At 55.3% G+C, this 21,283-nt stretch carries 18 protein-coding genes (1 of these 18 only partly in view); 6 read left to right on the forward strand and 12 right to left on the reverse strand.

The window, feature by feature from the left end:
* The 3 genes in view from hemG to N2M06_RS15710 are tightly spaced (at most 21 nt apart) and all read right to left on the reverse strand, a layout consistent with a single transcriptional unit that may run on beyond the window.
* Positions 1-244: the start of a menaquinone-dependent protoporphyrinogen IX dehydrogenase gene (gene hemG, locus N2M06_RS15700; RefSeq protein WP_346351239.1), read on the reverse strand. 281 nt of this gene lie to the left of the window's left edge; 244 of the gene's 525 nt are visible here — the first part of the coding sequence; it begins with the start codon at positions 242-244; its stop codon lies off the left edge, out of view.
* A gap of 11 nt (positions 245-255) precedes the next feature.
* Complete coding sequence (locus N2M06_RS15705; RefSeq protein ID WP_317074139.1) at positions 256-1,713, reverse strand: TrkH family potassium uptake protein; 1,458 nt, start codon at positions 1,711-1,713, stop codon at positions 256-258.
* Between the two features lie 21 nt (positions 1,714-1,734).
* On the reverse strand, positions 1,735-2,355 hold the full coding sequence (locus tag N2M06_RS15710; RefSeq protein ID WP_317074138.1) for a YigZ family protein: 621 nt from the start codon (positions 2,353-2,355) through the stop codon (positions 1,735-1,737).
* A gap of 194 nt (positions 2,356-2,549) precedes the next feature.
* Here N2M06_RS15710 and fadB point away from each other — a divergent pair, with 194 nt between their 5' ends.
* The 3 genes from fadB (at position 2,550) to tusA (ending at position 6,191) form a co-directional block, all read left to right on the forward strand.
* Positions 2,550-4,688 (forward strand): fatty acid oxidation complex subunit alpha FadB, encoded by a 2,139-nt coding sequence (gene fadB, locus N2M06_RS15715; protein WP_346351240.1) that lies wholly within the window; start codon positions 2,550-2,552, stop codon positions 4,686-4,688.
* Positions 4,689-4,708: 20 nt separating this feature from the next.
* The gene (gene fadA / locus N2M06_RS15720) at positions 4,709-5,872 is read left to right on the forward strand and encodes an acetyl-CoA C-acyltransferase FadA (RefSeq protein ID WP_317074136.1); all 1,164 of its coding nucleotides are present in this window, start codon (positions 4,709-4,711) and stop codon (positions 5,870-5,872) included.
* 73 nt (positions 5,873-5,945) lie between these two features.
* Positions 5,946-6,191, forward strand: coding sequence for a sulfurtransferase TusA (gene tusA / locus N2M06_RS15725; protein WP_019935620.1), 246 nt, complete (start codon positions 5,946-5,948; stop codon positions 6,189-6,191).
* A gap of 127 nt (positions 6,192-6,318) precedes the next feature.
* On the opposite strand, the gene N2M06_RS15730 is transcribed toward tusA, so the two are convergent.
* Entirely contained in the window at positions 6,319-6,969 is a 651-nt protein-coding gene (locus N2M06_RS15730) for an OmpA family lipoprotein (RefSeq protein ID WP_317074135.1), read from the reverse strand.
* An 84-nt stretch (positions 6,970-7,053) separates the two neighbouring features.
* A complete protein-coding gene (locus tag N2M06_RS15735) occupies positions 7,054-7,623 on the reverse strand; it encodes a DNA-3-methyladenine glycosylase I (protein ID WP_346351241.1) in 570 nt (189 codons plus the stop codon).
* Positions 7,624-7,723: 100 nt separating this feature from the next.
* On the opposite strand from N2M06_RS15735, the gene glyQ reads away from it, so the two are divergent.
* The 3 genes from glyQ to N2M06_RS15750 all read left to right on the forward strand — a co-directional run bounded on the left by glyQ (position 7,724) and on the right by N2M06_RS15750 (position 12,137).
* The gene (gene glyQ / locus N2M06_RS15740; RefSeq protein ID WP_346351242.1) at positions 7,724-8,635 is read left to right on the forward strand and encodes a glycine--tRNA ligase subunit alpha; all 912 of its coding nucleotides are present in this window, start codon (positions 7,724-7,726) and stop codon (positions 8,633-8,635) included.
* 4 nt (positions 8,636-8,639) lie between these two features.
* Entirely contained in the window at positions 8,640-10,709 is a 2,070-nt protein-coding gene (gene glyS, locus N2M06_RS15745) for a glycine--tRNA ligase subunit beta (RefSeq protein WP_346351243.1), read from the forward strand.
* A gap of 168 nt (positions 10,710-10,877) precedes the next feature.
* Positions 10,878-12,137: a valine--pyruvate transaminase gene (locus N2M06_RS15750; protein WP_346351244.1), complete on the forward strand. Its 1,260-nt coding sequence runs from the start codon at positions 10,878-10,880 to the stop codon at positions 12,135-12,137.
* A 218-nt stretch (positions 12,138-12,355) separates the two neighbouring features.
* On the opposite strand, the gene N2M06_RS15755 is transcribed toward N2M06_RS15750, so the two are convergent.
* The 7 genes from N2M06_RS15755 to dnaA all read right to left on the reverse strand — a co-directional run bounded on the left by N2M06_RS15755 (position 12,356) and on the right by dnaA (position 21,283).
* Positions 12,356-12,796, reverse strand: coding sequence for an Hsp20 family protein (locus N2M06_RS15755; protein WP_346351245.1), 441 nt, complete (start codon positions 12,794-12,796; stop codon positions 12,356-12,358).
* Positions 12,797-12,864: 68 nt separating this feature from the next.
* Positions 12,865-13,290, reverse strand: a complete 426-nt coding sequence (locus N2M06_RS15760) for an Hsp20 family protein (RefSeq protein WP_346351246.1) — start codon at positions 13,288-13,290, stop codon at positions 12,865-12,867.
* Between the two features lie 143 nt (positions 13,291-13,433).
* Positions 13,434-15,125: a dihydroxy-acid dehydratase gene (gene ilvD / locus N2M06_RS15765; RefSeq protein ID WP_346352197.1), complete on the reverse strand. Its 1,692-nt coding sequence runs from the start codon at positions 15,123-15,125 to the stop codon at positions 13,434-13,436.
* Between the two features lie 138 nt (positions 15,126-15,263).
* A complete protein-coding gene (gene gyrB, locus N2M06_RS15770; RefSeq protein WP_317074129.1) occupies positions 15,264-17,681 on the reverse strand; it encodes a DNA topoisomerase (ATP-hydrolyzing) subunit B in 2,418 nt (805 codons plus the stop codon).
* Positions 17,674-18,780, reverse strand: a complete 1,107-nt coding sequence (gene recF / locus N2M06_RS15775) for a DNA replication/repair protein RecF (RefSeq protein WP_346351247.1) — start codon at positions 18,778-18,780, stop codon at positions 17,674-17,676. The genes gyrB and recF overlap by 8 nt, the downstream gene beginning before the upstream one ends.
* Position 18,781: 1 nt before the next feature.
* Positions 18,782-19,882, reverse strand: a complete 1,101-nt coding sequence (gene dnaN, locus N2M06_RS15780; protein WP_019935632.1) for a DNA polymerase III subunit beta — start codon at positions 19,880-19,882, stop codon at positions 18,782-18,784.
* Positions 19,883-19,894: 12 nt separating this feature from the next.
* On the reverse strand, positions 19,895-21,283 hold the full coding sequence (gene dnaA / locus N2M06_RS15785; protein ID WP_317074126.1) for a chromosomal replication initiator protein DnaA: 1,389 nt from the start codon (positions 21,281-21,283) through the stop codon (positions 19,895-19,897).

Raw genomic sequence — 21,283 nt, forward strand, 5'->3', positions numbered from 1 at the left:
TCGAGTCTGCTACGGCCAGCTGCTCACTATGGTGCTGAATAAAGTTATGAACACTATCGTGGAAACGACCGTAGCGAATAGAGGCCCCTATCAGCACCTTATCGTATTTGCTGAGGTTTTTTCTGGGATTGGTGTGCAAATCCACCAGTTCCACATCATAACCACTGAATTCACACCGCATCGCCTCAATGATCTTGTGGGTCTGACCATTACGGGATGAATAAAGTACCAACAGTTTTTCCATAGACTCCTCAATCAGCTGCGCCAGAACGCTGGCGTGAACAGCACCAACAGGGTAAATATTTCAAGACGACCAAACAGCATGGACAACACCAAAATCCACTTGGCGCTGTCTGTTGTGCTGCCAAAGTTGGCGGCAACTTCGCCCAGACCCGGGCCCAGGTTATTCAGGGTAGCAACCACAGCAGTAAAAGCGGTAAGTTCGTTCATGCCGGTCGCCAGCAGCGCCAGCATGCAAATAACAAATACCAATGCATAAGCGGCAAAAAAGCCCCACACTGCCTCAACCACTTTATCAGCTAACGCTTTGTTGCCAAGTTTTATTCGATACACAGCTCTGGGATGAATGAGCCGCTTGAGCTCACGCATCCCCTGCAGATTGAGCAGCATAATTCGCACTACTTTAATGCCTCCGCCGGTACTGCCGGCGCAACCTCCAATACAGGAGGCAAACATCAGCAATACCGGCAGAAACAAAGGCCATTCGGCAAATCCTGTAGTACTGAAACCGGCAGTAGTAGCGATGGATACCGACTGAAACAGTGCCTGATCCAATGCCTGCCAGGGATCGCTGTATACCTGATGAACCAGTAACATGACCATGCAGATAAGAGTCAGTACCAGCTGCACACCAATAAAGACTTTCAGCTCAGGATCCAGCCGGTACACCGACAGCCGCATGCCACGGTTAGAAAAAGCAGCGAAATGCAGGCTGAAGTTAACACCGGCAATAATCAGAAACACCACGATAATAAGGTTGATTGTGGGGCTGTTAAAATAGCCCACACTGGCGTCGTAGGTAGAAAAGCCGCCGATAGCAATAGTAGAGAAGGAGTGACAGATGGCATCAAACAGGTTCATGCCTGCCAGCCACAGTAACAGGGCACAGACAATCGTCAGCACCAGATAGATGTACCAGAGCGCCTTGGCGGTTTCGGCAATACGCGGAGCGACCTTATTGTCTTTCACCGGCCCGGGAATTTCAGCCCGAAACAGCTGCATGCCACCAATACCCAGAATGGGCAGAATCGCCACCGCCAGCACAATGATCCCCATCCCCCCGAGCCATTGCAGCATCTGACGATAAAACAGTATGGCCTTGGGCAGGTTGTCCAGACCACTGATAACAGTGGCCCCCGTGGTGGTGAGGCCGGAAAAGGACTCAAAAAATGCTTCAGCCACTGTCATATCCGGCACTTCACTGAGCAGGAAAGGAATGGCCCCAACACTGCCCAGCACTGTCCAGAACAGCACTACGATAAGAAAACCTTCCTTGGCCCGCAGATCTTTATGGTGATTACGGTTAGGAAACCACAGCACCAACCCCAGTACCAGGCAGATAATAAAGGCACTGAAGAAGTCGAGACCGGCACCGTCCCGATAGATATAGGCCACCAGTGCCGGTGCCAGCATGGTGACGCTGAATAACGCCACCAGAATACCTACAATACGGATAATAGAACGAATATGCATGAAGGGCTTCCGGCCTGTGTATTAATCGGTTAGCGGGCGGGCGATCACCCTTCCCTGAGTTCTGTCTTTAATTTGCTGCGCCAGGCTGTTAAGCAGGCGAATATCGACCCGCAGCACTCCGGAAACCATAACGCCATAATCCAGCTGCTCCCAATGAGCACCACTCTGAGTAAACAGATTTTCCAGCTGAGCCATATCGCTATAGTCGGCAGAAAGTGCAAGCCGACCTTCTATTATCTTTTCCGTGGTGCTCAGTTCAGCCAGGGCACCGTTTACCGAACTGCCATAAGCCCGCACCAGCCCGCCTGTGCCCAGTTTGATACCACCAAAATAGCGCACCACCACAGCTGTTATTTCACCGATACCCGCTCCCTGCAAGACGGCCAGCATGGGTTTTCCTGCCGTGCCGGTGGGCTCGCCGTCATCACTGAAACCCAGTGCCTGAGAGTCGTTGGGGGCACCTGCCACAAACGCGGAACAATGATGACGGGCATCGGGATATTCGGCCCGTATTTGCTCAATAAAGACTTTGGCTGCATCAGCATCCGGCGTATGGGCCAGATAGGTAATGAAACGGCTTTTTTTGATTTCCTGCTCCCACACCACAGAAGCGGCTGGAACCAGATACGGAGTGAAGGTCATGAATCATCCCTGTATATCTGAGACTAGCCATCATATCACAGCTGAAAAGTGCCCTGGACGGACAAAAAATACACAAACGCTTTTTAAACAAGCGTTTTAAAATACATTGAAAAGTGTCTATTTACTGTCCATAGTGATTTGACTGTGCTTGGTTGTTAACGGCGCTGCCTCAGGGAATTCAAGGAGATATTTATATGATCTACCAAGGTGAAACCCTATCGGTCACCCTTATGGACAATGGTATTGCCGAGCTATGCTTTAATGCGCCCGGCAGTGTGAATAAACTGGACGGTGCAGCTCTGCTGACACTGGAAGCAGCCATTACCGCTCTGGAAAAAACAGAGAGCATTAAAGGACTGCTGGTCACCAGTGCTAAAGACGCCTTTATTGTGGGTGCCGACATTACCGAGTTCCTCGATAAGTTTGCGTTACCTGACAGTGAGCTGGCAAGCTGGCTGGGCCGGGCCAATTCCATTTTCAATCGTATGGAAGATCTGCCTTTTCCCACCGTGAGCCTGGTTCGCGGCTACGCCCTTGGCGGTGGCTGTGAATGTATTCTGGCCACCGACTTCCGTTTGGGCGATGCCAGTGCCCGCATTGGCCTGCCGGAAACCAAGCTGGGCATTATGCCGGGCTTTGGCGGCACAGTTCGCCTGCCCAGGCTGCTGGGTGCCGACACCGCCATGGAGTGGATTACCACTGGCCGGGATCATAAAGCCGATGAGTGCCTGAAGTTGGGCATACTGGATGGTATCGTCGATACCACCAAACTGCGTGATGCCGGTATTAAATTGCTGCAGGATACCGGCTTGCACCACTGGCAAGGCCGCCGCCGGCAAAAAACCTCTCCCCTAACCCTGAGCAAAACCGAAGCCGCCATGAGCTTTGCCACCGCAAAAGGCATGGTAGCTGCCAAGGCCGGCCCTCACTACCCAGCCCCCATAATGGCGGTAAACACCATTGAAGCCGCCGCCGGCATGAGCCGTGACGCTGCCCTGCTGGTAGAGCAGGAAAACTTTATTACGCTCACTCGCACCACTGCAGCCCGCGCCCTGGTCGGACTTTTTCTGAATGATCAGCTGGTGAAAAGCAAGGCCAAAAAGGCAGCAAAAAGCGCCACTGCCACAGAGCGCATGGCGGTGTTGGGTGCCGGCATTATGGGGGGCGGCATCGCCTGCCAGGCAGCCGTAAAAGGCATTTCTGCGGTGATGAAAGACATTAACAACGAAGCGCTGCAACTGGGCATGGATGAGGCCGGCAAGCGGCTTAACCAGCAGCTGGAGCGGAACAAAATAGACGGCAAGCAACTGGCACGGGTACTGTCTGATATTCGTCCGGCTCTCAGTTATGACGAACTGGGCAACGTGGATCTGGTAGTGGAAGCCGTAGTGGAAAACCCCGGCATCAAGACGAAGGTACTGGCAGAAACAGAGCAAAAGGTGGATGAAAATACCGTTATTGCCTCCAACACCTCTACCATTCCTATTTCCGAGCTGGCGAAAAGCCTCACGCATCCTGAACGTTTCTGCGGCATGCACTTTTTTAATCCGGTGCACCGCATGCCGCTGGTGGAAGTGATTCGCGGAGAGCACACCAGTGATGACACCATCAACCAGGTGGTGGCCTGCGCGGCAGCCATGGGCAAGACTCCCATAGTGGTCAACGACTGCCCGGGATTTTTTGTAAACCGGGTGCTGTTCCCCTATTTCTTTGGCTTTAACCGGCTGCTGGCCGACGGCGCTGATATTGCCGAAATAGACAAGATCATGGAACGCCGCTTTGGCTGGCCCATGGGGCCGGCACAATTACTCGATGTGGTGGGCATGGATACCGCCCATCATGCCGCCGACGTAATGGCACAGGGGTTTCCTGATCGCATGCAGCAAAGCGGCAGCACCGCCATCGACCTGCTGTTTAAGCAAAAACTGCTGGGCCAGAAAAACGGTCATGGCTTTTACTGCTGGCAGCAGGACAAAAAAGGCCGGCTGCAAAAAACCGACAACCCTCAGGCTCAGGCGCTGTTGCAGCAGGCCTTTGGCCAGACAAACTCATTTGAAGCCGATGACATTATTGCCCGCATGATGGTGCCCATGGTGAATGAAGTGGTGCGTTGCCTGGAAGAAAACATTATTGCCTCTCCCGCCGAAGCCGATATGGCGCTGATCTATGGCCTTGGTTTTCCTCCGTTCCGTGGCGGTGTATTCCGCTGGCTCGACACTATAGGACTAAACGAATATCTGGCCATGGCGGATCACCATGCCGGCCTGGGTCCGTTGTATCAGGTCAGTGACCGGCTGCGCCACATGGCTCAACACAACCAAACCTTTTACTGAGCGCCCGCAGGAGACAAATCATGAAAGACGTGGTGATTGTAGATTGCATTCGTACCCCCATGGGCCGCTCAAAAGGCGGTGCATTCCGTCATGTGCGTGCCGAAGACTTATCAGCGCACTTGATGCAAGGGCTACTGGCCCGCAACCCGGCACTGAAGGCGGCAGAGATAGAAGACATTGTCTGGGGCTGCGTGCAGCAAACTCTGGAGCAGGGCTTTAACGTAGCCCGCAACGCCGCCCTGCTCGCCGGCCTGCCCAAGTCGGTAAGTGCGGTGACCGTAAACCGGCTGTGTGGCAGCTCCATGCAGGCACTGCACGATGCCAGCCGGGCCATTATGACCGGTGACGGCGACATCTTTATGGTGGGAGGCGTGGAGCATATGGGGCACGTGCCCATGACCCATGGTGTGGACTTTCATCCAAGGCTAGGGCTGAATGTGGCCAAAGCCGCCGGCATGATGGGCCTGACCGCCGAAATGCTGGCAAAGACATATCAGATAAGCCGTAAAGACCAAGATGCCTTTGCACTGCGCTCGCACCAGCGCGCCCATGAGGCTACGGTGGAGGGTCGCTTCAACCGGGAAATTCTGGCCACTGCCGGCCACGATGCCGACGGCGTGCCCTTTTTGCTGGAAAGCGATGAAGTGATCCGGCCCGACACCAGCCTGGACTCCCTCGCCAGCCTGAAGCCGGTGTTTGATCCTGCCAACGGCAGCGTGACTGCCGGCAGCTCATCGGCTCTGTCGGACGGGGCCGCCGCCATGCTGGTGATGTCTGCCGATCGCGCCGCTGCCCTGGGTCTTAAGCCCAGAGCCCGCGTGCGCGCCATGGCGGTGGCCGGCTGTGAGCCCTCTGTTATGGGCATAGGACCGGTGCCGGCGGTGCACAAGGCACTGAAACGCGCCGGGCTTACTCTTGAAGACATCGATGTGTTTGAGCTGAACGAGGCCTTTGCCGCCCAGTCGCTGGCAGTACTGAAAGAGCTGAAACTGCTCGATATCATGGACGAAAGAGTAAACCTCAATGGCGGTGCCATTGCTCTTGGGCATCCGCTGGGCTGCTCGGGCGCACGCATCTGCACCACCCTTATTAATGTCATGGAGCATAACGGTGCAACCCTGGGTGTGGCCACCATGTGTATTGGCATGGGCCAGGGCATTGCCACCGTGCTTGAGCGGCTCTGATGTAACGATGAAAGGGTTGACCATTTTTTCGGCAGCATTAAGATAAGCGGGTTTTCAGAAAAAGTAGACTGATATGACCGTTTCTCTTACCGATGCTCATCACCAGCTGGACGCTACCGGCCTGCGCTGCCCGGAGCCGGTGATGATGGTGCGCAAACAGGTGCGCACCATGGCTGCCGGCGAAACCCTGCTGATCACCGCCGACGATCCGTCCACCAGCCGGGATATTCCCAGCTTCTGCCGCTTTATGGATCACCAGTTATTGTCCAGCCAGACAGACGAACTGCCCTACCGCTTTCTGATCCGGAAAGGGAACTGACAGCTTTAAGCGGTCAGCTATAAGCTGTCAGTTGTTCCGCGTTGTTTTTTCTTACAGCTTACGGCTGCTTTTACGTAAAAATGCCCGCATTTGCGGGCATTTTTTATCAGGTTACAGATAAATTAGCTTAACCCATGGGGCTCAGGGTTATCTCTACCCGACGGTTCTGGGCCCGGCCCTGCTCGGTAGCGTTGCTGGCGATGGGCTGGTTCAAGCCCGCACCGCGAATGTTAAAGCGGTTGGCAGCAGCACCCTGGCTGATCAGGAACTGACCCACGGTGGCAGCACGACGCTCAGACAGGCTCTGGTTATAGCTGGCAGAGCCGGTGTTATCGGTATGGCCAACTACGTTTACCCAGGTCTTGTCATACTCTTTCAATACCATGGCAACACCGCTCAGAGTGTTGTAGAAACTGGGCGACAATTCGGCACTGTCTACCGCAAAGGTGACGTTGCTGGGCATGTTCAGAATAATCTGGTCACCGTTACGGGTTACGCTGACGCCGGTGCCCTGCATGCGGTCACGCAGTTTGGCTTCCTGCACATCCATGTAATAACCCACGCCGCCACCCAGGGCTGCACCACTGGCAGCGCCAATGAGAATGCCTTTCTTGCGATCGCTGGAGCTGGCGGATGCGCCGCCAATCACGGCACCAGCCAGCGCACCAATACCACTGCCAATGGCAGCATTGGAGGTCTGACGTTCGCCGGTGTAAGGGTTGGTGGTACAGGCGGAAAGAGCCAGTGCCGCCGCCACGGCCAGACAAATCTTCTTCATGGTAATTCCCGTTAACAAAGCACAAGTAACCGTCAATATAGCGCCCTGTCAGGTAAAAAACCAAGTGCTGTATGAGACTTAAGGTCAGCTACTGACGTTGTTCGGATGACAATGACAACTGAGCAGATGATCGTTCACCATGCCGGTGGCCTGCATAAAGGCGTAACAACTGGTGCTGCCCACAAAGGCAAACCCCCGCTGCTTAAGCGCTTTGGCCATGGCATCGGATTCGGGCGTGGTCACCGGCACGGCACTGGCATCAGGCCAGCGGTTAATCACAGGCGCGCCACCCACAAACGCCCACAGCCAGCGGCTGAAGTCGATGCCGTCTTGCTGCATGGCCAAATACGCATGAGCATTGGTAATAATGGACTCGATTTTGCGGCGATTGCGCACTATGCCGGGGTTTTGCATCAGCCGCTCTACATCCTCGGCGGCAAAGCCCGCCAGCCGTTGTGGTTCAAAGCCGGCAAAGGCCTCACGATAGGCCGGAATTTTACACAAAATGGTAAACCAGCTCAGACCCGCCTGCTGACCATCCAGACACAGCTTTTCAAATAATGCCCGGCTGTCATGCTCAGGCACACCCCATTCATGATCATGATAAGCGATATAACGGGGGTCCTGATTAACCCAGGCACAGCGTTGCACCATGGTGCCTCCCTAATTCAGCCTATATTCACACCGGACCAGCGGGTATACTCGGTAACCTAGTTTCACTCAGCAAACGCACCTATATCAAGGCGCTATCATCATGCAAAAATTCGATATCAATACCTTTCAGGGTCTGATCCTCACCTTGCAGGATTATTGGGCCCGTCAGGGCTGCACCGTAGTGCAGCCTCTGGACATGGAAGTGGGTGCCGGCACCTCACACCCCATGACCTGCCTGCGTGCCATCGGCCCTGAGCCCATGGCTGCGGCTTATGTACAACCATCACGCCGCCCCACCGATGGCCGCTATGGCGAAAACCCCAACCGTCTGCAGCACTATTACCAGTTTCAGGTAGTGATCAAACCATCGCCTGATAATATTCAGGAGTTGTATCTGGGCTCGCTTGAGGCACTGGGCCTAGACCCTCAGGTACATGACATTCGCTTTGTGGAAGACAACTGGGAAAACCCCACTCTGGGTGCCTGGGGTCTGGGCTGGGAAGTGTGGCTCAACGGCATGGAAGTAACCCAGTTTACCTACTTCCAGCAGGTAGGCGGCCTGGAATGCAAGCCGGTAACCGGCGAGATCACCTATGGTCTGGAGCGTCTGGCCATGTACATTCAGGGCGTGGACTCGGTTTATGACCTGGTATGGTGTGACGGCCCCCTGGGCAAAACCACCTACGGCGATATCTTCCATCAGAACGAGGTGGAGCAGTCTACCTACAACTTTGAGCACGCTGATGTAGACTTCCTGTTTGGCTTTTTTGAGCAATGTGAAAAGGAATGTCAGTACTTGCTTGGGCTGGAAAAACCTCTGCCTCTACCCGCCTATGAGCGTATTCTCAAGGCCGGCCATGCCTTTAACCTGCTGGATGCCCGCAAGGCCATTTCGGTCACCGAACGTCAGCGCTACATACTGCGTATTCGTACCCTGACCAAGGCGGTGGCCGAAGCCTATTACGCGTCCCGCGAGGCTCTCGGTTTCCCCATGTGTAAAAAAGAAGGATAAGGCCATGGCTGAACAGAACTTTCTGGCAGAGATCGGCACCGAAGAGCTGCCGCCCAAGGCCCTGCGCAGCCTGGGTGAAGCTTTTGCCAACAACCTGCAAAACGAACTCAACAGTGCTGATTTAGCCTTTAACAGCATTCGCTGGTTTGCCGCTCCCCGCCGGCTGGCCGTTCAGGTCACCGGTCTGGCGGCCGCTCAGGCCGACAAACAGATAGAGAAGCGTGGCCCTGCCGTGCAGGCCGCCTTTGACGCCGACGGTAACCCCACCAAGGCTGCCATGGGCTGGGCCCGGGGCAACGGCATAGAGGTGGCCGAGGCTGGTCGTCTGAAAACCGACAAGGGCGAGTGGCTGGTGCATGTGGCCGACATTAAAGGCAAACCGGCTGCCGAGCTGCTGCCCGCCATGGTAGAGCAGGCACTGAGCAAGCTGCCCATTCCAAAGGCCATGCGCTGGGGTGACAAAACCACTCAGTTTATTCGCCCGGTACACACTCTTACCCTGCTGTTGGGCGAACAACTGCTGCCTGCCACCATTCTGGGTGTAAACTCCGCCCGTACTATTCGTGGCCATCGCTTTATGGGCGAAAAAGAATTCCAGCTTGATCACGCCGATAACTACCTGGAGCAGCTTGAGACCCGTGGCAAAGTGCTGGCCGATTTTGAGCGCCGCAAAGCCATTATTGAAGCCGGCGTGAAAGAAGCCGCCGCCGCCGTGGGTGGTGAAGCAGATCTTGAAGCTGAACTGCTGGAAGAAGTGACTTCTCTGGTAGAGTGGCCCGTAGTGCTGACTGCCTCTTTTGAAGAAACCTTTCTCAAGGTGCCTGCCGAAGCGCTGGTGTACACCATGAAGGGCGACCAGAAGTATTTTCCGGTATACAGCGCCGATGGCAAGCTGCTGCCCAGGTTCATCTTTGTGACCAATATCGAGTCCAAGGATCCAAGCCAGATTATTCAGGGTAACGAGAAAGTCGTGCGCCCCCGCCTGGCCGACGCCGAGTTCTTCTTTAATAACGACCGTAAGGCCACCCTGGCATCCCGTCTGGATCAGCTCGACAATGTGCTGTTCCAGAAACAACTGGGCACGGTAAAAGAAAAATCCGAGCGCATCAGCGCCCTGGCCAGCTATGTGGCGGCCGCCATTGGTGCCGATCAGGCGCTGGCCGAACGGGCTGGCTTGCTGTCCAAGTGTGATCTGGTCACCGATATGGTGTTTGAGTTCACCGACACTCAGGGGGTAATGGGCATGCACTATGCCCGCCACGACGGTGAGCCGGAAGCTGTGGCACTGGCCCTGAAAGAGCAATATCAGCCCCGCTTTGCCGGTGACTCGCTGCCTGCTCAGGATATATCTGCCGCCGTGGCACTGGCCGACAAGCTGGATACTCTGGTAGGTATCTTCGGCATTGGTCAGGCGCCCAAGGGCGACAAAGATCCCTTTGCTCTGCGTCGTGCCGCTCTGGGTGCCCTGCGCATTATTGTGGAAAAAGGCTACCAGATCGATCTGCTGATGCTGATCGATCAGGCCCGCGCGCTCTACGGCAACAAGGTATCCAACCAGAATGTTGCTGGCGAGGTACTGGAGTTTATGCTGGGCCGCTTCCGCGCCTGGTATCAGGATGCCGGCTACAGCGTAGACGTGATCCAATCCGTGCTGGCCCGTCGCCCTACCCGCCCCGCCGACTTTGACGCCAGAGTAAAAGCCGTCAGCGCCTTCCGCGAGCTGGATGCCGCCATCGCCCTGGCTGCGGCCAACAAACGGGTAGGCAACATTCTGGCCAAGGTCGAAGGCGATATTCCTGCCGAGGTAAACACGACTCTGCTGCAGGATGAGGCCGAGCGTGTACTGGCTGCTCAGGTGGCCGAGCTGACCGAACGCCTGGCCCCCCTGTTTGCCGACGGTGACTACAGCAAGGCACTGGCCGAGCTGGCGGCACTGCGTGAAAACGTGGATGCCTTCTTTGATCAGGTGATGGTGATGGCCGACGACGAGGCCGTGCGCCTGAACCGCCTGGCACTGCTTAATCAGCTGCGTAACCTGTTCCTGCGGGTAGCGGATATCTCTCTGCTGCAGTAAATCTGCAAACAACATACAGTAATCACAGCCCCGCTTTAGCGGGGCTTTTTATTAGCCGTGTTTCACGTGAAACACGAGTAACAAACACAGACCATAGTCCGGTCGACACCCATGGCAATATCGGCTACCGTGAAACTTTTCCCACTCACTGTAATTGGTAGCTCGAACATGGAATTTTCAGCCTTCGGACAGAAGTTTACCCGCCACTCCGGCATCACTCAGCTGATGGACGATCTCAACCAGGGCCTGACCGCCCCCAACACCATTATGCTGGGTGGTGGTAATCCGGCAGCCATTCCTGAGGTGATGGCCTATCTGGAACAACAGGCACAGGAGCTGCTGAAAACCGGAGACCTGCTGAAAGCGGTTGCTAATTACGATGGCCCTCAGGGCAAAGACAGCTTTATTCAGGCTTTGGCGGAGTTGCTGTCCAATGAGCTGGGCTGGCAGGTTGCTCCTGAAAACATTGCCCTGACCAATGGCAGCCAGACTGCCTTCTTCTATCTGTTTAACCTGATGGCTGGTGACTTTAAGGGCGGTCGCAGAAAGAAGGTGCTGTTTCCGCTGGCACCGGAATACATCGGCTATGGCGACAGTGCTCTGGATGAAGACCACTTTGTGGCCTGCAAGCCGGAGATCCGCCAGTTTGATAACGGCATGTTCAAATACTATGTGGACTTTGACAGCCTTGAAGTGGGTGACGATATTGGCCTGATTTGTGTTTCACGCCCTACCAATCCCACCGGCAACGTGCTGACCGATGAAGAAATTCGCCATCTGGATCAAATAGCCAGAGACAAGGGCATTCCGCTGCTGATCGACAATGCCTACGGAACGCCCTTTCCCAATATTATTTTCAGTGAAGCCACGCCCTTCTGGAACGACAACACCATACTGTGCATGAGCCTGTCGAAGCTGGGCCTGCCCGGTGTACGTTGCGGCATAGTGATCGCCAATCCCACCATTGTAAAAGCCATTACCAATATCAGCGGTATCGTCAATCTGGCACCAGGCAGCATGGGGCCGGCACTGACTCTGCCCATGATTAAAAATGGTGACATCATTAATCTGAGCAACAATGTCATTAAACCCTTCTACCAGAATAAAGCCGAGCAGGCGGTGGAGTGGCTGCAGCAGGCCATTCCCCTGCCCCAGTTTCATATTCATAAACCGGAAGGTGCCCTGTTTCTGTGGCTGTGGTTTGAAGATCTGCCCATCCACTGCCAGGAGCTGTATCAGCGCCTGAAACAAAAGGGCTTGCTGGTGGTGCCGGGCCATTACTTTTTCCCGGGCATTGAAGACGACGACTGGGCTCACAGCAAGCAATGCATTCGCCTGAACTACGCCCAGCCGGAAGCAGACGTCAAAGCCGGTATCGAGATACTGGCGAAGGAAGTGCTGGCGATTTACGGTGAGAGCCAAAACTGATGGCCCAAACCACTTGTCACTCCGGTACTAAATCAAGTTCAGCATGACGGACCCGGAGTCCAGGACAGTAACACTGTAGTTCGCAGCAAGATACCGGGTCGTTGCCCGGCATGACAGCGCTTATCGTTATGTTGGGACTCATCCCAACCTTGTACTGACCGGTAGTAAACAGACAACGCCGGCTTTTGCCGGCGTTGTGTTTATCGAGCTACTGATTATTAGCTTTTATGCTCCAGGGTGCGGCCCTGGCCAATTTCAATACGGCGGGGCTTGAGTGCCTCCGGCACTTCCCTGAGCAGGCTGATTTGCAGCAGGCCGTGCTCCAGTTTGGCACCCTTCACCTGCACATGATCTGCCAGCCGGAATTTCAGCTCAAAGTCACGATTACTGATGCCCTGATACAGATAACGGCTTTCACTGTTAGTCTGCTCATGCTTACCTTTTACCAGCAAGGTGTTCTGCTCCACTGACAGCTCAAGCTCGCTCTCGGCAAAGCCGGCCACCGCCACCGTGATCAGATAACTGTCTTCGTCCTGTTTTTCGATATTGTAAGGCGGCTGATCACCACTTTTGCCATGCAGCAGGTGCTCAAGATCCCCTACCAGACGATCAAATCCAATGGCAGAACGATATAACGGGCTCATATCAAAACGACTCATAATCCTATCCTCCAGTCGCAAGCAATAGGTCAATGGTTGTTGTACAAGTTGGTTATCAGGGTTGGCGCTCAGCCGATGCTGATGGTTCTGGGCTTGGCCGCTTCCGGCACTTCGCGCACCAGATCAATGTGCAGCAAGCCGTTTTCCAGATCGGCGCCGGTCACTTTTATATGATCGGCCAGCTGAAAACGGCGCTCAAAACCACGCTCGGCAATACCCTGATACAGGTAGTTACGGCCGCCCTGTTGTTCCGGGGTTTTATGGCCTTTTACCATCAGGGTGTTTTCATGGCTGGTGATCTCCAGCTCCTCCCGGGCAAAACCGGCCACCGCCATGGAAATGCGGTACTGGTTCTCGCTGAGCAGCTCGATATTGTAAGGGGGGTAACCGCTGTTACCGTTGCTGCCATTATTGACGGCGTTTTCCATCAGGGATGCCAGACGATCAAAACCGATGGCGGAGCGGTACAGGGGTGAAAAATCAAAGCGTGACATACGTCTATCCTCCAGTGAGCGATATTGATTTGCCCTCCAACCGGACGGGCATTGCGGGCCCTCAACCGAGCGACCCGCCTTGTTCACTATCAGATATAGGGGTGTGTATTTTCGCTTTCAAGTGCTGTTGATAATTTTTTAAGCTATTTCTTTCCGTTTTCATGGCCATCGGTCACGGCACCGTAAGAGGCCGAGCCCACTGTGCTGGCATATTTGGCCAGCACACCCCGGTGATAACGCGGCTCAGGCGGTTGCCAGCGGGCCAGCCGTTCGGCAATGACGCTGTCGGTCAGCTCCATTTCCAGCCGGTTATGCTCGGCATCTATAGTAATGATGTCGCCGTCTTCCACTATGGCCAGCGAGCCGCCCTGGCGTGCTTCCGGGGTAATATGCCCCACTACAAAACCATGGCTGCCACCAGAAAAACGGCCGTCAGTAATCAGGGCTACGCTCTTACCCAGACCTCTGCCCATAATGGCTGAGGTAGGGCTCAGCATCTCCCGCATGCCGGGCCCTCCTCTGGGGCCTTCATAACGGATCACGATGACATCACCTTTTTGTACTGTGCCATCAAGAATACGCTCCAGCGTTTCTTCTTCAGAGTCAAACACCCGGGCCGGGCCGGTAAAACTCAAGCCTTCCTTGCCGGTGATTTTGGCCACGGCACCGCCCGGTGCCAGATTGCCGTATAGAATACGCAGATGACTGTCTGCCTTGATGGGGTTATCAAGAGGACGAATAATCTTCTGTCCGTCTGGATATGGCGGCACTTTGGCCAGATTTTCTGCCAGTGTTTTACCGGTTACTGTGAGGCAGTCACCGTGCAGCAGACCCGCGTCGAGCAGCATCTTCATCAGAGGTTGTATGCCACCAATGTCCACCAGCTCAGACATCATGTAATGCCCGCTGGGGCGCAAGTCGGCCAGCACCGGCACTCGTTTGCCAATGCGGGTAAAATCGTCCAGGGTCAGCTCCACATCAATGGCATGGGCCATGGCCAGCAGATGCAGTACCGCATTGGTAGACCCACCCAGCGCAATCACCAGCGTAATGGCGTTTTCAAAGGCTTCCCGGGTCATAATGTCTGATGGGCAAATATCCTGTTTCAGCAACTCCAGCACCGCCTCACCTGCCCGCTGGCAATCCTGCACCTTGCTGTCTGAGATGGCAATCTGAGCCGAGCTGCCAGGCAGACTCATGCCCATCACTTCGATGGCCGAGGCCATGGTATTGGCGGTATACATGCCGCCGCAGGAGCCGGGGCCGGGAATCGCAGTGTCTTCTATCTGCTTTACCTCAATGGCATTCATATCCCCCTTGGCATGGGCCCCCACCGCCTCAAACACAGAGATAATATCAGTATGGTTTTCACCGGGCAGTATGGTGCCGCCGTAGACAAAGATGGAGGGCCGGTTCAGCCGGGCTAGGCCAATCAGACAGCCGGGCATATTTTTGTCACAGCCGCCAATAGCCACCAGACCATCAAAGCCTTCGCAGCCAGCAACAGCCTCAATGGAGTCAGCAATAATCTCCCGGGATACCAGCGAATATTTCATGCCCTCGGTGCCGTTGGCGATGCCGTCGGAAATGGTGATGGTGTTAAATATAATGCTCTTGCCACCGGCACCATCTGTGCCCCAAGCCGCTTCCTGTGCTAACGCATTAATATGCATGTTGCAGGGGGTAAGGTTGCTCCAGGTAGATACAATACCGACCTGAGGCTTATAAAAATCATCGTCGTTAAAGCCGGTACCTCGCAGCATGGCCCGGGCCGGTGCTCTGGATATACCATCTACTATTTGGCTGGAATATTTGCGACTGTTGTTACTCATTATGCTCCCCTTGATGAATGACCAACGTCTCTTCCAGTCTAGTCTGCTTATCAGTGTACCGATGGAAGCAATGAAACCAGCGAGCAGCCATAAAAAAGGCAGCCTGCAGGCTGCCTTTGAGTTCACCGGATAAACCGAAGATCAGATATCCAGGTTGGCTACCCGCAGAGCGTTGGTCTCGATAAAGTCGCGGCGCGGCTCTACATGGTCGCCCATCAGGGTGGAGAACAGCTGATCGGCGGCCACGGCGTCTTCAATGGTCACCTGCAGCATGCGGCGGGTTTCCGGATCCATGGTGGTTTCCCACAACTGTTCCGGGTTCATCTCGCCCAGCCCTTTATAACGCTGCACCGACAGGCCACGCTTACTTTCATTCATCAGCCAGTCCAGGGCCTCAGAAAAACTGGAAACCGCTTTGGTCTTCTCGCCGCGCTTCACATAACCACCCTCTTCAATCAGGTTGGCTATACCTTTGCCCAGGGCCACTATGCTGCGATATTCACCGGAGGCAAAGAAGTCGTAGCTGATCGGAAACTCACGCTCAATGCCGTGCTGACGTACCTTGACCCGGGGCAGATGGCAGTTGCGCTCTTCCGAGTAAACCGCATCCAGCACGTATTCGGTGCCGTTGGTGTTATTGTCCTGCAAGGATTCGTTAATAGCCGCCAGCCAGGCATTCACTTTGGCTTCATCGGTCAGATCGTCCAGGCTCAGCTCGGGCTGATAGATCAGCTCGTTCAGTACAATCTCCGGTGCCCGGCGTGACAGCCGCTCAATCAGCTCCTGTACCTTGCGGTAATCATTCACCAGTTTTTCCAGCTGCTCACCGCCAATGGCGGGTGCCGACTCGTTGACATGCAGGGTGGCGTTATCCAGCGCCAGGCTGGTCTGATACTGCAGCATGGCGGGCTCGTCTTTCAGGTATTGCTCCTGCTTGCCCTTTTTCACTTTATACAGGGGCGGCTGAGCAATATAGACATAACCGCGCTCGATAATCTCCGGCATCTGCCGGTAGAAGAAGGTCAGCAGCAAAGTACGAATGTGAGCACCGTCCACGTCCGCATCGGTCATGATGATGATGTAGTGGTAGCGCATCTTGTCGGGGTTATATTCGTCCCGGCCAATGCCGCAACCCAGCGCCGTGATCAGGGTGGCCACTTCCTGAGACGACAGCATCTTGTCGAAACGGGCTTTTTCCACGTTCAGGATTTTACCCTTGAGCGGCAGAATGGCCTGGTATTTACGGTTGCGTCCCTGCTTGGCGGAGCCCCCCGCCGAGTCACCCTCCACTATGTAGAGTTCGGACATGGCGGGATCTTTTTCCTGACAGTCGGCCAGCTTGCCGGGCAGTCCGGCCAGATCCAGCGCCCCCTTGCGCCTGGTCATTTCCCGCGCCTTGCGCGCCGCTTCCCGGGCCCGGGCCGCGTCGATGATCTTGTTCACCACTATCTTGGCGTCGTTGGGGTTTTCCAGCAGAAACTCCTGCAGACGCTCGGCCATGGCCTGCTCCACTGCGGTTTTCACCTCGGAGGATACCAGCTTGTCTTTGGTCTGGGAGGAGAACTTGGGGTCTGGCACCTTGACTGAAATCACCGCCGTCAGACCTTCCCGGGCATCATCACCGGAGGCGGAGGTCTTGGCCTTTTTGCTGAAACCTTCCTTGTCCATATAGCCGTTCAGGGTACGGGTCAGGGCGGCACGGAAGCCGGCCAGGTGAGTACCACCATCACGCTGAGGAATATTGTTGGTAAAACAGAAGATGTTTTCCTGATAGGAGTCGTTCCACTGCATGGAGACTTCCACCGAAATGCCGTCTTCCCGCTCAGTGGTGAAATGAAACGCCTTGGGATGAATGGGCGTTTTGTTGCGGTTCAGGTATTCCACAAAGGCCTGAATACCGCCCTCATACTCAAAGTGCACTTCCTTGCCGTCGCGCTCGTCCAGCAGCTTGATGGACACGCCAGAGTTCAGAAACGACAGCTCACGCAGGCGCTTGGCCAGAATGTCGTAATGGAAGTTGGTATCGGTAAAGGTTTCATGGCTGGGCCAGAACCGAATTTGGGTGCCAGTGCGGGTGGTATCGCCCACGGCAGTCAGCGGTGCCTGAGGCTCACCATGATGATAGGTTTGCTCATGCACCTTGTTCTTGCGCCAGATGGTCAGCTGCAGCTTTTCCGACAGGGCGTTCACCACCGACACCCCTACGCCGTGCAGACCGCCGGATACCTTGTAGGAGTTATCATCAAATTTACCGCCGGCGTGCAGCACGGTCAGAATCACTTCCGCCGCTGAACGGCCTTCTTCTTCATGAATGTCGGTGGGAATACCACGGCCGTCATCAGACACAGATACAGAGCCATCGGCATGAATGGTAACAATAATGTCTTTACAGTGGCCGGCCAGGGCTTCATCGATTGAGTTGTCCACCACCTCAAACACCATGTGGTGCAGGCCAGTGCCATCGTCCGTGTCGCCGATATACATGCCCGGACGTTTGCGGACCGCATCCAGACCTTTCAATACCTTGATACTCGAAGAGTCGTAAGTGTGTTCACTCATTGGCTTGCTTGCACTCCTGGGTTTCGGTGATTTCACCCTGTTTCACGTGGAACAGCTTACTGTTATCCCGTGTGATCATGTCACCGAGCTGGTTTGTGTCGATAGCAGAAATAAATACCTGAGCCTGCAGCTCGTTCAGCCGCGCAGCCAGTAACTCCCGCTTGTGTTGGTCCAGCTCGGACGCAAAGTCGTCGATCAAAAATATACAGTCCTGTCCGGACTGCTGCTTTAAATACAGCCCCTGGGCCAGCCGCATGGCACACACCAGCAGCTTGAGCTGGCCACGGGACAACAAGTCCTGCACCGGCATGCCCTGAGCTTTTATTCTTATCTCGGCCTTGTGCGGGCCCGACTGGGTGTAGCCCAGGCTGGCATCCCGCTCAATGCCCTGCTCCAGCACTTGTGCCAGCTCGGTCTGCCGGTCCCAGCCACGAAAAAAATCAAAGCTGAATTCAAATTCCGGCAGAAAATCGGCGGCAATGGCGGCAATAACCGGGGCGATGGCATCGGCATAATCCTGCCGGTAGGCACTTAACGCCTCACCTGCCGCCACCAGTTGCGGATCCCAATAGCTCAGCTCACGCCAGGGCCGCTGTTGCCGAAGCAACGCATTACGCTGTTTGAGCAAACGCCGGTAGCGACCCCAGGCGGAAAAAAACTCAGGCCGGGAATAAAACAACCCCCAGTCCAGATAAGCCCGCCGCAACTTAGGGCCGCCAGTCAGCAGATTATACCCTTCCGGGTGGATCAACTGAATGGGCAGAATATGAGCGAGATCAGCCAGCCGCTCTGCAGCCCGACCTGCCACCTTGAGCCGGGTGTCACCACTACGGGTTTTGGACAGACCTACCGGCAGTCCTTCGCCTTCGCTTTGCTGCACCCGGGCAAACAAAGTAAAAGCCTGCTCCCCCTGCTGTATTACTCTGCCGGTAAGGTGAGTACGAAAGGAGCGGCCCACGCCAAGATAATGAATGGCTTCCAGAATGCTGGTTTTGCCACTGCCATTGGGCCCAACCAGCACATTGATACCCGATGCCGGCACCAGCCGGGCATGAGGAATATTGCGAAAGTCTTTTAACTGAAGGTTAAGCAGGGCCATATTACAGCCGCATGGGCATCACCACGTAGAGGGCGTCGCCATTATCTTCGGCTTCAATCAGGCCGCTGCTGCTGGCGTCTTTCAGGCTGATTTTCACCTGTTCCGACTTAAGAGTACCCAGCACATCCAGGACATAGGAAACATTAAAGCCAATTTCCAGATCACTGCCTTCAAAATGCACATCCAGCACTTCCTCGGCCTCTTCCTGCTCCGGATTATTGGCAGTGATCTTCAGCGTCTGCCCCTGCACATTCAGGCGCACACCGCGGAATTTTTCGTTAGACAGAATGGCCGCCCGGGTAAAGGCCTGCTTGAGCCCTTCCCGATCGCAGATCAGGGTTTTGTCGCTTTCCCGGGGCAGTACCCGGCGGTAATCGGGGAAGCGCCCGTCTACCAGCTTGGAAGTAAAGGTAAACCCTTGTGTCACGGCGCGCAGGTTGTTTTTGCCCACCTGCAGCCGCACATCCTGATCCTCGTGTTCCAGCAGCTTGGCAAGCTCCAGCACCCCTTTGCGCGGCACTATCACCTGCTGAGCCGGCAGCGCCTGCTCCAGCTCACGCTGACAGGTGGCCAGACGGTGACCATCGGTGGCCACGGTACGCAGGCTGTTACCGTCGGTTTCAAACAGCATGCCGTTCAGGTAATAACGAACATCCTGAATGGCCATGGAAAACTGGGTGGCTTCTATCAGCTTTTTCAGTGCCAGCTGATTGATGTCGAACTCCAGCTCGGAAGACCATTCCTCAATATTGGGAAAGTCTTCCGCCGGCAGGGTAGACAGGTTAAAACGGCTGCGACCGGAGCGCAGCAGCAAACGGTCGTCCTGCTGACTGAAGCTCAGCTCGGCACCGTCGGGCAGGCCCCGGCAAATATCGAGCATTTTGCGTGCCGGAACAGTCGTGCGACCAGCGGTGACGCTGCCTTCCAGGGGCACCCGGGCTACCATTTCCACTTCGGTATCGGTGCCGGTCATCGACAGGGCATCGTTATCCACACTCAGCAGAATATTGTTGAGAATAGGCAGGTTGGGCCGGCCTCCCAGGGCACTGGATACCAGTTGCAGGGGGCGCAACAGGGCTTCGCGGCTGATGGTAAACTGCATGGGACTCTCCGATCAGGAAGACAGGGTTCGAATCAGGTTGGAATAATCTTCCTTTATATCATGACTCTCTTCCCGCAGCTGGCCAATTTTACGGCAGGCATGCAGCACGGTAGTGTGATCCCGGCCACCAAAGGCGTCTCCGATTTCCGGCAGCGAATGGTTGGTCAGCTCCTTGGCCAGCGCCATGGCCAGCTGGCGGGGCCGTGCCACAGAGCGGGAACGGCGCTTGGACAAGAGATCTGCTACCTTGATCTTGTAGTACTCGGCCACCGTCTTCTGAATGTTGTCGATGGTCACCAGCTTTTCCTGCAGTGCCAGCAAATCCCGCAACGCTTCGCGCACAAAGTCGATATTGATGGAGCGGCCGGTAAAGTTGGCGTTGGCAATCACCCGGTTCAGCGCACCTTCCAGTTCACGCACATTCGAGCGCAGCCGCTTGGCAATAAAGAAAGCGACTTCATCAGGCAGATGAATTTTGTTTTCAGCCGCTTTGCGCATCAGAATGGCCACCCGGGTTTCCAGCTCGGGTGGTTCGATCGCCACCGTCAGACCCCAGCCAAATCGGGATTTGAGCCTGTCTTCCACGCCGTCTATTTCTTTCGGATAACGATCCGAGGTCAGAATGATCTGCTGGTTGCCTTCCAGCAGCGCATTAAAGGTATGGAAAAACTCTTCCTGAGAACGCTCTTTGTTGGCGAAGAACTGAATATCGTCGATCAGCAAAGCGTCCACACTGCGGTAGTAGCGCTTGAACTCTTCAATGGCATTGTTCTGCAGCGCCTTTACCATGTCCTGCACAAAGCGCTCGGAGTGCATGTAAATGACCCGGGCGTCGGCCTTGCGCTCACGAATGCCGTTGCCCACCGCATGCAGCAGGTGGGTTTTGCCGAGACCGGTGCCGCCATAGAGAAACAACGGATTATAGGCACCGCCCGGATTGTCGGCCACCTGGCGGGCGGCAGCCCGGGCCAGCTGGTTCGACTTACCTTCAACAAAGTTGTCAAAGGTATAGTTGGTATTCATGTTGCTCTTGTGATTGATCCGCGGCTGCTGTGCTTCCTGCTCGCTCCAGGAGGGTAATACCTGAGGCTGGGGCTGAGGCTTGCTGTTGCGTTGCGCCTGGCTGCTGCTGCCGGCCATCAGATTCACCTGAGCGCGCTTGTTACCCACCTCAAACTTGAGCTGCGGGCACTGGTTGCCGCAGAACTCACTCAGCAAACCATTAATACGGATCAGATATTTGTCACGCACCCAGTCCAGCACAAAGCGGTTGGGCGCAAACAGGGTCAGGGTCTCATCGCCCTGCTCTGCCTGCAGCGGCCGGATCCACATGCTGAATTCCGCGGAAGGCAATTCGTCCTGTAGCCGGGCAAGACACTGCTGCCAAAGCATAGCGCTCAT

Origin of the sequence: Oceanimonas sp. AH20CE76 (genome assembly GCF_039654065.1) — a bacterium.
GTDB lineage: Bacteria > Pseudomonadota > Gammaproteobacteria > Enterobacterales > Aeromonadaceae > Oceanimonas > Oceanimonas smirnovii.